Origin of the sequence: Stenotrophomonas sepilia (genome assembly GCF_003244875.1) — a bacterium.
Classification (GTDB): Bacteria; Pseudomonadota; Gammaproteobacteria; order Xanthomonadales; family Xanthomonadaceae; genus Stenotrophomonas; species Stenotrophomonas sepilia.
The window spans coordinates 46,115-57,955 of sequence record NZ_LXXZ01000025.1; the positions used below are offsets into that span (position 1 = coordinate 46,115).

Below are 11,841 nucleotides of genomic sequence, written 5' to 3' on the forward strand. Positions count from 1 at the left end.
CTGGCGACCGTGGATCAGGGCGTCAGCACCCGCGTGTGCAGCTCGACAGCGCGGTTGGCATACCGGTTGATGCGGCACGACTGAGCATCCAGCATCGGCCCCACATGGTCGCTGGAAGGTGCACAGCGCTTTTCGGTATCTGCAGCCCAGTTGGCCTGCTCGTCCATCCAGCGGTCCTTGGCCGGGCCGTCGGGGCCGTCCATCAGTCGCGCGACCTGTGCTTCCAGCAGCGCCTTGTGGTGGGCGAGCTCGGCCGTATCGCAGGCTTCCAGCTGGTCGTCCATGCCGCGGGCGTCCTGCACGCAACGGGTGTATTCCGGACGCAGCGTTGCCTGGGTAAACGAGGTATCCGGCGGCGCGCTCTGCGCCAGCAACTGGTCGGCACGGTTGGCAACACGGTACAGGCGGCATTCCTGCGCGCCCTGCAGCTGCTGCACGCTGCCGTTGGGAACATCGCGGCAATAACGGTCTGTATCGCTGCGCCAGCTCGCCTGGCTGGCCTGGAACGCCATCTGGGCAGCAGCGTCGAGCCCGGCCAGCGCCTTGCTGGCCGCCGCTTCGAGACGCGCTTCCTGGTAGGCAAGTTCGTCCTTGCCGCAGGCCTGGAGCTTGCCTGCATCTTCCACCCCATCCACACACCAGCCATAGGCTGGGCGCAGGCGACCCTCGGTATAGGACGCATCCGGGTAGTGGGGGGATTCTGCCGATGCCGGGCCGGAAGGGGCTGTCGGCGATGCCGCAGCAATCGACGCGGGGGCCGCCGTTTCGGTCGATGCCTGGGAAGAAGGCGCCTGGCATGCGGTGAGCGCCAGGCACAGGGCCAACACCTTCCAACACCCACGGCCGACGCCGACCCGTTCGTTGCGCCCAAGCGCGTCCATTGCCTGCATTGCCTGTTTCTCCCTTGCGTGTCGCCAGCGGGTGCCGGCAGGGAGGGGCCGTCCATCGACCCCCATCACGCGGGCAATGCTACGACAGCGCCGGTTTCAGGTGCCTGACCGGATTCAGAATGCGTGCACCTCGTCGCAGAAGCAGGAAGCGTAAGCCTCAATGCCCGCCCGCGCGCCCGCCCACCTGTTCGATCAGCGTCTGGCTAGCCACATTGAGGCCCACCACCACCACCTCCGCCCCATGTGCGGCCAGCTTTTCCTGCGCACGTTCCAGCGCGGCCACTGCGGTCAGGTCCCACAGGTGGGCGTCACGCAGGTCGATCTGCACCTTCGGCGCGACGTGCTGGTAGTCAAACGCCGCGCCCAGCTGGCCGGCGGACGCAAAGAACACCTGCCCGCGTACGCGGTAGACCTGCGTGTCTCCGGCATCCTCGCGCTGCACCTCCAGCATGCGGCCCACCTTGCGGGCGAAGAACAGGGCAGACAACAGCACGCCGCTGAGCACACCCTTGGCCAGGTCGTGGGTGGCCACGGTGACCACCACGGTCAGCAGCATCACTGCCGACGAGCTGCGCGGATGCGTGCGCAGGTCGCGCAGCGAGCGCCAGCTGAAAGTGCCGATGCTGACCATGATCATCACCGCCACCAGCGCAGCCATCGGGATCTGCCGCACCAGGTCGCTGCCGTACACCACCAGCACCAGCAGCAGCACGCCGGCCACCAGGCAGGACAGGCGGCCGCGGCCACCAGACGTCACGTTGATGACCGACTGGCCGATCATCGCGCAGCCGGCCATGCCACCGAGGAACCCGGTGACCGTGTTGGCCACGCCCTGGCCGACGCATTCGCGGTTGCGCTCGCTGGGCGTCTCGGTGATGTCCTCGACGATCTGCAGGGTCATCATCGATTCGAGCAAGCCGACCACGGCCAGCGTGGCCGACACCGGCAGCAGGATGCGCAGCGTTTCCCAGCTGAGCGGTACATCGGGGATGAGGAACTGCGGCAGGCTGTCCGGCAGCTGGCCCATGTCACCAACACTGCGCACGTCCACGCCAAAGCCGATCACTACGGCGGTGAGCACGACGATTGCCACCAGCGGCGAAGGCACAGAGCGGGTGAGGCGCGGCAGCAGGTAGATGATCGCCAGTGCGGCGGCACACAGCACGTAGACGGTGGGGCCGTGGCCGATCAGTTCCGGCATCTGCGCCAGGAAGATCAGGATCGCCAGCGCGTTGACGAAGCCGGTGATGACCGAGCGCGAGACGAATCGCATCAGCGACCCAAGCTTGAACACACCGGCCAGCACCTGCAGCAGGCCGGCCAGGATGCTGGCGGCAAACAGGTACTGCAGGCCGTGGTCCTTGACCAGGTCGACCATCACCAGGGCCATCGCGCCGGTGGCGGCAGAGATCATGCCGGGGCGGCCGCCAGCGATGGCGGTGACCACCGCGATGGAAAACGCGGCGTACAGGCCGACCTTGGGGTCGACGCCGGCGATGAGCGAGAAGGCGATGGCCTCGGGAATCAGGGCCAGGGCGACGACCATGCCGGACAGCAGATCACCACGGATGTTGCCGAGCCATTGCTGGCGCAGGGGGTAGGACGTTTGCATGGAAAAACTCCGCGCGCACGCGGGCGTGGCCGCATGGCGCTGCAGTGGAAAGACGCGGGTTCCTGAGCCGGGCGGGCCGGCTGCCGAGGTGCGGCAAGGGTCAGGGTGGCGTGATCACTGCAGGCGGGAATCGGTACGTGGGGGGGACGCAGTCTACGGCACAGGGCTGCCAAGGGACAGCGTCGACAGCCCGCAACGGCAGCGGAGCATGGCTCCGCTCTACAATCGCGCCATGGCCACCGACCACGCACAGTTCTTCGATCCCGCCACCGAACAAGGCGTGCTGCGCCTGTCCATCGCCGCCTCACTGCTGCTGGCCGCGGCAGCGGTGGTGTTCGGCCTGCTGGCCAATTCCTCGCTGATCATCTTCGACGGCATCTACGGCCTGATCGATGTGGTGATGACCTGGCTGTCACTGCTGGTCGCGCGGCTGATCGCACTGTCCACCAGCACCGACGCGCTGCAGTCGCGGCTCAACCAGCGCTTCACCATGGGTTTCTGGCACCTGGAGCCGATCGTGCTGGGGGTGAGCGGCACGCTGATGATCGGCGCGGCGCTGTATGCGCTGGTCAATGCGGTCGACGCGCTGATGTCCGGCGGTCGCCACATCGCGCTCGGTCCGGCCATCGCCTTCGCCGGGTTGTCGATCGTCGGCGAAGGTGCGCTGGCCTGGTTCGTGCTGCGCGCCAACCGCCGCATCGGTTCGGAGTTCATCGCACTGGACGCGAAGAACTGGGTGATCGCCGCCAGCATGTCGGCCTGCTATCTGCTGGCCTTCCTTGGCGGCGTGCTGGTGCAGGGCACCTCGCTGGCGTGGGTCGGGCCGTACATCGACCCGGCGATCCTCGCCTTCGTCTGCGTGCTGGTGATGATCGCCCCGCTCGGCACCGTGCGCCGGGCGCTGGCCGGCATCCTGCTGGTCACCCCGCCGGAACTGCAGGCGCATGTGGATGCGGTGGCACGCGCGATCGTGGCCAGGCACGGCTTCGTCGAGCACCGCAGCTACGTCGCGCAGGTGGGGCGTGGCGAGCAGATCGAGCTGTTCTTTGTGGTGCCGGAAGACGACCCGCCGCGGCCCCTGGTCGAATGGGACCGGCTGCGCGACGAGATCGGCGAAGCGCTGGGCGAGGCCTCGCCGGACCGCTGGCTGACCATCATGTTCACCACCGACCGCGAGTGGACGATCTAGGCCGGCAGGACGATCGATCAAGTTTTTCGTACGCGTTGCAACCCAACGTACGCGGAAAGCGGGCAAAGTAGGCTCCAACGCAACACCCACCCACTGACCAGGAGCATCCCGATGTCCATCGAAAAGGTTCTGTACACCGCCCAGGCCACCTCTACCGGCGGCCGCGAAGGCCGTTCCGTCTCCTCCGACAACGTGCTGGACATCCAGCTGTCGACCCCGCGCGAGCTGGGCGGCGCCGGCGGCCCGGGCACCAACCCGGAACAACTGTTCGCCGCCGGCTACTCGGCCTGCTTCCTGGGCGCGTTGAAGTTCGTGGCCGGCCAGGCCAAGGTCGCGTTGCCGGCCGACACCACCGTCACCGGCAAGGTCGGCATCGGTCAGATCCCGACCGGTTTCGGCATCGAGGCCGAGCTGACCATCAACGTGCCGGGCGTGCCGCGCGAGCAGGTCGAAGAGCTTGTGCAGAAGGCGCACATCGTGTGCCCGTACTCGAATGCCACCCGCGGCAACATCGACGTGACGCTGATCGTTGCCTGATGCGGTGCTGCCGGCCAACGGCCGGCACTACCCGCGCGCGGTGAAAAAAAATGGGCGGATGCCGGTAGAAACCGAGCATCCGCCCATCCCACCTCGGGTGGGCCCCGGCACGTGGCCGGGGACGCATTCGCTACGGCGCGCATCCATCCTTCTGGAGGAGAGCCCCCTTGTTGTTCAAGGGGGTGCGCCAACGGCGCGGGGATAAGGTGGAATGCGCGGACCAGCGACCGGTTACCGGTCGCTGGTGATGAGCTGCACGACGCTGGAGAAATCCAGCTTGCCGCGGCCGGCCTGGTGGTTCATCGAGTACAGGTTGCGGGCCACTTCGCCCAGCGGGATCGAGGCGCCGACACTCATCGCCGCTTCCACCGCCAGGCCCATGTCCTTCAGCATCAGATCGCTGCCGAAACCGCCGCTGTAGCCGCGCGAGGCCGGCGCATTTTCCAGCACGCCCGGCCACGGGTTGCACACTTCGGTGGCCCAGCTGCGGCCGGTGCTGACCGCCATCATCTGCGACAGCACCTTCGGGTCCAGCCCGTGCGCAACACCCAGCGCGATGGCTTCACCGGTCACCGCCATGATCACGCCCAGCGCCATGTTGTTGCACAGCTTGGCGACCTGGCCGGCACCGCTGGCGCCGACATGGAAGATGTTCTTGCCCATCGCCTGCAGCACCGGGCGAGCGCGTTCCAGCGCGTCCTCTTCGCCACCGACGATGAAGGTCAGGGTACCGGCCTGGGCGCCCGCGGTACCGCCGGAGACCGGCGCGTCGATCATCTGCAGGCCACGCGCGGCGGCCGCTTCGGAAACCTTGCGGGCACTGGCCGGTGCGATCGTGCTGCAGTCGATGACCAGTGCACCCGCTGGGATGGCGGCGAGGATGCCGTCATCGCCCAGGTACACGCCTTCGACGTGGCGGCTGGCCGGCAGCATCGAGATCACGACTTCCGCATCGGCCAGGGTGTCGCGTGCCGACGACGCCGCGCTGGCACCGGCATCGACGGCGGCCTGCACCGCAGCCGGGACCAGATCGAACACGCGCACGGTGTGGCCGTTCTTGACCAGATTGGCGGCCATCGGGCCACCCATGTTGCCCAACCCGATGAATGCAATGCGGCTCATGCAAGGCTCCTTTCAACAAGGGGAGTGCCCAGGTCGGCCAGCGGATGCGCGGCAGCGGCCCAGGGGGAAGCAAAGAAGGTGTCGGCCCACGCGCCGGTGGCCTCGGCCAGGGTGGCCGGGTTCCACTGCGGATTGCGGTCCTTGTCGATCAGCAGTGCGCGGATGCCTTCGGCGAAATCGCCGTGGGCGGCGCAGTGCAGCGCGGTGATGTACTCCAGCCGGTAGACGCTGGCCAGGTCCTGGCCGGCGCTGCGGCGCTGCAGCTCGAACGCCAGACGTGCCGAGCCGGGCGCGCCGGCGGCAAGCGTCTTCTGTGCCGCCTGCAGCCAGGCATCGTCGGTCTGCAGCGCGCTGATGCGTTTGATGATCGCGGGCAGGTCATCGCCTTCGCACAACGCATCGACCTGCGCCGCGTTGGCCAGCAGCGGACCGGTCGCAGCATCACTGGCATGCGACTGCAGCAGATGGGTCAGGCGTTCGTGGTTGTGTGCGGAATCACTGGACCAGGCCACCTGCAGCAGCGCATCGAACACAGCGCTGCGGCGTTCTTCAGCCACGTGCACATCGGCCAGGCCGGCATAGATGGCATCGCCCGGATTGAGCAACGCGCCGGTCAGGGCCAGGAACAGGCCGCCCTTGCCCGGCACGCGCGGCAGCAGCCAGCTGCCACCGACATCCGGGAACAGGCCAACGGTGATTTCCGGGAAGGCCAGCTTGGAGCGCTCGCTGACCACGCGGTGGCTGGCGCCGGACATCAGGCCGATACCGCCGCCCATCACGATGCCGTGGCCCCAGCACAGGATCGGCTTGGTATAGGTGTGGATGAGGTAATCGACGCGGTACTCGACGTCGAAGAACTCGGCGGCGTAGTCGTTCTCGCGGATGTCGCTGCGGCCGGCCTCACGGAAGGCGACCATGGCCTTGTACAGGCTGTGCAGGTCGCCGCCAGCGCAGAATGCCTTTTCGCCAGCACCCTGCAGCACCACCATGGCGATGCCGTCGTCGTCGGCCCAGGCGTTCAACTGCTCCAGCAGCAGGTGTGCCATCGGCAGCGAGAAGCCATTGAGCGTGCGCGGCGCGTTGAGCGTGGCGATGCCGATGCGCATGCCGTTACCGGCCACGCGCTCCTCGAACAGCACCGGTGCGTCGTCGGCAGCGGTGTCGGTGCTCATGCGTTCTTCCACTGCGCGGCGCGCTTTTCCAGGAAGGCAGTCACGCCCTCGACCTGGTCGGCGGTGTCGAACAGGTCGACGAAGGCTTCGCGCTCGGCCACCAGCGCCGAGGCGTGGGTGCCGGTGCGGGTGGCCTGTACCAGCGTCTTGCAGGCGGCGATGCTGGTCGGGCTCTGCTTGCCGGCCTTTTTCGCCCATTCCAGCGCCAGTGCCTTGGCTTCGCCCTTGCCGACCTTTTCTTCGGCCAGGCCGATGCGCAGCGCGGTCTCGGCGTTGATGCGCTCACCCAGCAGGATCATGCGCTTGGCCCAGCCCTCGCCGACCAGGCGCGGCAGGTTCTGGGTGCCACCAGCGCACGGCAGCAGGCCGACGGTGGCCTCCGGCAGCGCCACCTGGGCGTGCTCTTCGATGATGCGCAGGTCGCAGGCCAGTGCGCATTCCAGGCCTCCGCCCATCGCGTAGCCGTTGATCGCGGCGATCGACACGCCACGGAAACCGGACAGCGCCTCGAACGCTTCGCCGAAACGGCGCGCGGCTTCGCGCGCTGCGGCCTTGTCGCCGGAAGCAAACTGGTTGAGGTCGGCACCGGCGGAGAAGAACTTCTCGCCGTCACCGGTGATCACCAGCGCGTAGATGTCGCGGTCTGCGTTGAGCGCGCCGACCAGGTCGCGCAGCGCCGACAGGCTGTGCACGGTCCAGGTGTGCGCCGGCGGGTTGTTCAGGGTGACCACGGCGGTATGGCCGTCGGCCTCGACCTTCAGGCCCACGTGCTCCTGGGTACGCCAATCCTTCATCGCAGTTCCTCTTCGGTGTTGAGCAGGTGACGGGCAACGATCACCCGCATGATCTCGTTGGTGCCTTCCAGGATCTGGTGCACGCGGCAGTCACGCAGCAGGCGCTCGATCGGGTACTCGCGGATGTAGCCGTAGCCACCGTGGATCTGCAGCGCCTCGTTGCAGACGCTGAAACCGGCATCGGTGGCGAAACGCTTTGCCATCGCGCACCACACATTGGCATCGCTGGCACCGGCATCGAGCTTGCGTGCGGCGGTGTGCACCATCTGCCGCGCGGCCACCAGCTGGGTGACCATGTCGGCCAGCTTGAACTGCAGCGCCTGGAACTCGGCCAGCGCCTTGCCGAACTGGCGGCGCTCGCCCATGTAGCGGCGCGCGGCATCCAGCGCGCCCTGCGCGGCACCCAGCGAGCAGGCAGCAATGTTGATGCGACCACCATCCAGCCCCTTCATCGCCAACTTGAAGCCGCCGCCTTCCTCTCCCAGAAGGTGGCTGACCGGCACGCGGACGTTTTCGAAGGTGATGCCACGGGTGGGCTGGCTGTTCCAGCCCATCTTCTCTTCCTTGCGGCCGAAGCTGATGCCCGGCAGGTCCGACGGCACTGCAATGGCGCTGACGCCGCCGGCACCGGCACCGCCGGTACGTGCCATCACCACCAGCAGTTCGGTGGCACCGGCGCCGGAGATGAAGGCCTTCGAGCCGTTCAGCACGTAATGATCGCCGTCGCGCACGGCGGTGGTTTTCAGCGAGGCCGCATCGGAACCGGCACCCGGTTCGGTCAGGCAGTACGAGGCCAGCCTGTTGCCCGAGGACAGGTCAGTGCACCACGCATCGCGCAGTGCTGGCTGGCCCCACGTGGACACCATCCACGAGGCCATGTTGTGGATGCTGATGTAGGCCGCAGTCGACGGATCGATGTTGGCGAGCTCCTCGATGACGACGGCGGCGTCCAGCCGGCTCAGGCCGCTGCCGCCCACGTCCGGGTCCATGTACAGACCGCAGAAGCCCAGTTCACCGGCCTTGGCGATCGCCTCGCGCGGAAAGATGCCCTCCGCATCCCATCGCGCGGCGTGCGGCGCCAGTTCGGCCTGTGCGAAGTCGCGCGCCGCCTCGCGGTACGCCTGCTGCGCTTCTTCCAGTTCCGTCGTCATCGAGTGGCTCATGGCTGCTCCTGCCGTTACTTCAGGCTGATCGTGGTGTTGACGCCGTGGCTCAGCGTCTCGTCATCGAACCAGCGCGCGGTGACCGTCTTGGTCTGGGTGTAGAACAGCACCACCTGCTTGCCATACGGGCCCAGGTCACCCAGCTTGGAGGCGCGCGAACCGGTGAACGAGAACAGCGGCACCGGCACCGGGATCGGCACGTTGATGCCGACCTGGCCGACGTCGATGTCTTCCTGGAACTTGCGCGCGGCCGCGCCGGACTGGGTGAACAGTGCGGTGCCGTTGCCGTTCGGGTTGCTGTTGACCATCGCGATGGCGTCTTCCAGCGTTTCTGCTTCGAGGATGACCAGCACCGGCCCGAAGATTTCTTCCTGGTAGATGCGCATGTCGGTGGTGACACCGGCAAAGATGGTCGGGCCGACGAAGTTGCCCTTCTCGAAGCCATCGACCTGCGGGTTGCGGCCGTCGAGTACCAGCTTGGCGCCCTGCTCCACGCCCGAGGCGATCAGGCCTTCCACGCGCTCGCGGGCGCTGCAGGAAATGACCGGGCCGACGTCGGTGCCGGACACGGTGCCGGCGCTGACCTTCAACGTCTTGGCCTTTTCGACCAGGTCCTGCACCCAGTTGCGCGCCTCACCGACGAGCACCAGGGTGGAGGCGGCCATGCAGCGCTGGCCCGCGGCACCAAAGGCGGCACCGACCATCGCGTTGAGGGTCTGTTCCTTGTTGGCGTCCGGCAGCACCACGGCGTGGTTCTTGGCACCCATCATGCACTGCACGCGCTTGCCGGCCAGCGAGGCGCGGTTGTAGACGTGGGTGCCGACGCGGGTAGAACCGACGAACGACACGGCCTTGATGTCCGGGTGGTCGCAGATCGCGTTGACCACTTCCTCGCCGCCGTGGACGACGTTCAGCACGCCCTTCGGAATGCCGGCTTCCAGGGCAAGCTCGACCAGGCGCATGGTGACCATCGGGTCCTGCTCGGACGGCTTGAGGATGAAGGTGTTGCCCGTCGCAATCGCCATCGGGAACATCCACAGCGGGATCATCGCCGGGAAGTTGAACGGGGTGATGCCAGCGCACACGCCCAGCGGCTGCATGATCGTGTAGGTGTCCACGCCATTGGCCACGTTGTTGGCCAGCTCGCCCAGCTGCAGGTTGCCGATGGCGGCGGCGTGCTCGACCACTTCCAGGCCGCGGAACACATCGCCTTCGGCGTCGGGCAGAGTCTTGCCCTGTTCGGCGGTGAGGATGTGGGCCAGCTCGCTCATGTTCTCGCGGATCAGCTGCTGGTACTTCAGGAAGATGCGCGCGCGGGTGCCGATCGGGGTCTTGCGCCAGGTCTTGAAAGCTTCCTTGGCGGCGGCGACGGCGGCGTCCACTTCGCCGGTGGTGGCGAAGGGCACCTTGGCCAGCACGTCCTGGGTGGCCGGATTGATCACGTCCTGCCAGTGGGAGGTGGCCGATTCAACGAACTGGCCATCGATCAGCATGCGGATACGGGGCGCTGCAACAGTCATGACGACAATCCCACAGGGTGCGAAAGATGCTTGGCATTATTCACAGCATCCACCTCGATTTCCGGGCTGAATCCGCTTAATCTGGCCAACACGCCCCACGATTCCTGTTAATTCTGTGAATCCCTCAGCTCCCCAGCGGCAACTCGGCCTGCGCCTGCTGCGGCTGCGCGAACAGCGCGGCTACAGCCAGGTTGACCTGGCGCGGGCACTGGGGTTGTCGGCCAGCTACCTGAACCAGATTGAGCGCAACAAGCGTCCACTGACCCCGGCCGTGCAGAAGAAGCTGGGCCAGGTACTCGGGGATGTTTCGGCGCTGTTCGACGAAGATGAGCCCGCCGCGCTGCAGGAAGCGCTGGGCGAGACCCTGCGCGACCTGGGCCTGGCCGAAGTCAGTGCCACCGAACTGCGCGCCCTGGCGGGCAACCTGCCGCAGGTCAGCCGTGCGCTGCTGGACCTGCACCGCCGCCACCTGGCACTGCGCGAGCATGCCGCCGCGCTGGAGTTCCAGCTGGGCGAGCCCGGCGCCGGCAGCACCCTGCCGGCCGGCGACCAGGTGCGCGAGTTCTTCAACCGCATGCACAACCATATTCCCGAGCTGGACGAACTGGCCGAGCGCCTGTTCGCCGAGTGGGGGCTATCGCCTGGGCATGTGGCGCCGCGCTTGCGCCAGCTGCTGGCCGACCGCCACGGCGTGCTGGTGGAAGTGGCCGCACTGCAGGCCGGGCGCGAGAAGCGCCATTACGATGCCGGCACGCGCCGGTTGTGGCTGCCGGACTACCTGGAGCCAGGCCAGCAGGCGTTCCAGATGGCCGCCGAACTGGCCCTGCACGGCTACCTGCCGCAGATCGACGCGGTGGTGGCGCGTGCGGGCTTCACCGATGACGCGCGCATCGCGCAGGCGCGGGTGGGTCTTTCGAACTACTTCGCCGGCGCGCTGGTCATGCCCTACATGCGCTTCCTGCGTGCGGCCGAGGTCAGCAGCTACGACATCGAACTGCTGGCGCACCAGTTCGGCGTCGGCTTCGAGGCGGTCTGCCACCGGCTGAGCACGCTGGCGCGGCGCAGTGCGCCCGGCCTGCCGTTCTTCTTCATCCGCGTAGACCGTGCCGGCAATGTGTCCAAGCGCCATTCGGCCACCGACTTCCATTTCTCGCAGGTGGGCGGCTCGTGCCCGCTGTGGATCGTCTACGAGGCGTTCAACCAGCCCGGGCGCATCCTTACCCAGACCGCGCGCATGCCCGATGGCCGCCGTCATTTCTGGCTGGCGCGGCAGGTCAGCAGTGGCCCGGTGGGCCATGGCCAGCCGCGCAAGACCTTCGCGGTGGCGCTGGGCTGCGATCTGCAGCATGCCGAGCGGCTGGTGTATTCACTGGGGCTGGATGTGCAGAGCCCGGGCAATTCGGTATCGATCGGGCCGGGTTGCCGCGTGTGCCCGCGCGAGGACTGCATGCAGCGCGCGTTCGCGCAGTTGCCGGGCAGGTAGGGTTGGTTCGGCAGGGCTGCACTCTGCACCTGCGGTAGTGCCGGCCGCTGGCCGGCAACCTCAAAAGCAAAAGCGGGCATTCCGTGGGTTGGCGGGGTGGGTCCGGTTGCAGGGGACGCTGCAAGTACCCCTCCGGGGCCCGGCCCAGCCGCTGGCGGCTGTGCGTTCGGGCGCTTGCGAAGCAGTGCTTCGCAAGCAAAGCGCCCTCACCCATGTAAGCTCGGTCGCGCCATCCATGGCGCTCACGCCCCTGCCACCGGATCCACCCCGCCTTCGACAGTTTCCCGCGGCCTGCCGGAAGGGCATCCCGCTCTGGTAGGTGTCGACCTTGGTCGACACGGTAGATCCACGCCATGCGG

Annotated in this window: 10 protein-coding genes; 3 read left to right on the top strand and 7 right to left on the bottom strand. The window is 67.4% G+C overall.

The annotated features are described in order from the left end of the window. Positions 1 to 14 precede the first annotated feature (14 nt). The gene (locus tag A7X97_RS02195) at positions 15 to 626 is read right to left on the bottom strand and encodes a lysozyme inhibitor LprI family protein (protein ID WP_088497261.1); all 612 of its coding nucleotides are present in this window, start codon (positions 624 to 626) and stop codon (positions 15 to 17) included. Positions 627 to 1,047: 421 nt separating this feature from the next. Further along, on the bottom strand, positions 1,048 to 2,502 hold the full coding sequence (locus tag A7X97_RS02200) for a SulP family inorganic anion transporter (RefSeq protein ID WP_111007558.1): 1,455 nt from the start codon (positions 2,500 to 2,502) through the stop codon (positions 1,048 to 1,050). Between the two features lie 208 nt (positions 2,503 to 2,710). Between A7X97_RS02200 and A7X97_RS02205 the strand changes: the two genes are divergently transcribed. Both A7X97_RS02205 and A7X97_RS02210 read left to right on the top strand, forming a co-directional pair. Continuing rightward, positions 2,711 to 3,691 (top strand): cation diffusion facilitator family transporter, encoded by a 981-nt coding sequence (locus A7X97_RS02205; protein WP_072168736.1) that lies wholly within the window; start codon positions 2,711 to 2,713, stop codon positions 3,689 to 3,691. 111 nt (positions 3,692 to 3,802) lie between these two features. Then, on the top strand, positions 3,803 to 4,228 hold the full coding sequence (locus A7X97_RS02210; RefSeq protein ID WP_004153735.1) for an organic hydroperoxide resistance protein: 426 nt from the start codon (positions 3,803 to 3,805) through the stop codon (positions 4,226 to 4,228). A gap of 231 nt (positions 4,229 to 4,459) precedes the next feature. Here A7X97_RS02210 and mmsB read toward each other — a convergent pair whose 3' ends face one another. Genes mmsB through A7X97_RS02235 form a run of 5 tightly spaced genes read right to left on the bottom strand, consistent with a single transcriptional unit; the run spans position 4,460 to position 9,999 of the window. Beyond that, the gene (gene mmsB / locus A7X97_RS02215; RefSeq protein WP_005420650.1) at positions 4,460 to 5,350 is read right to left on the bottom strand and encodes a 3-hydroxyisobutyrate dehydrogenase; all 891 of its coding nucleotides are present in this window, start codon (positions 5,348 to 5,350) and stop codon (positions 4,460 to 4,462) included. Beyond that, positions 5,347 to 6,522: an enoyl-CoA hydratase/isomerase family protein gene (locus A7X97_RS02220; RefSeq protein WP_072168737.1), complete on the bottom strand. Its 1,176-nt coding sequence runs from the start codon at positions 6,520 to 6,522 to the stop codon at positions 5,347 to 5,349. The genes mmsB and A7X97_RS02220 overlap by 4 nt, the downstream gene beginning before the upstream one ends. Continuing rightward, the gene (locus tag A7X97_RS02225) at positions 6,519 to 7,316 is read right to left on the bottom strand and encodes an enoyl-CoA hydratase (protein WP_072168738.1); all 798 of its coding nucleotides are present in this window, start codon (positions 7,314 to 7,316) and stop codon (positions 6,519 to 6,521) included. The genes A7X97_RS02220 and A7X97_RS02225 overlap by 4 nt, the downstream gene beginning before the upstream one ends. Continuing rightward, a complete protein-coding gene (locus A7X97_RS02230; RefSeq protein WP_088497263.1) occupies positions 7,313 to 8,479 on the bottom strand; it encodes an acyl-CoA dehydrogenase family protein in 1,167 nt (388 codons plus the stop codon). The genes A7X97_RS02225 and A7X97_RS02230 overlap by 4 nt, the downstream gene beginning before the upstream one ends. A 14-nt stretch (positions 8,480 to 8,493) precedes the next feature. Next, entirely contained in the window at positions 8,494 to 9,999 is a 1,506-nt protein-coding gene (locus A7X97_RS02235; RefSeq protein WP_005420657.1) for a CoA-acylating methylmalonate-semialdehyde dehydrogenase, read from the bottom strand. A gap of 115 nt (positions 10,000 to 10,114) precedes the next feature. On the opposite strand from A7X97_RS02235, the gene A7X97_RS02240 reads away from it, so the two are divergent. After that, the gene (locus A7X97_RS02240; protein ID WP_088497264.1) at positions 10,115 to 11,482 is read left to right on the top strand and encodes a helix-turn-helix domain-containing protein; all 1,368 of its coding nucleotides are present in this window, start codon (positions 10,115 to 10,117) and stop codon (positions 11,480 to 11,482) included. Positions 11,483 to 11,841: the final 359 nt, after the last annotated feature.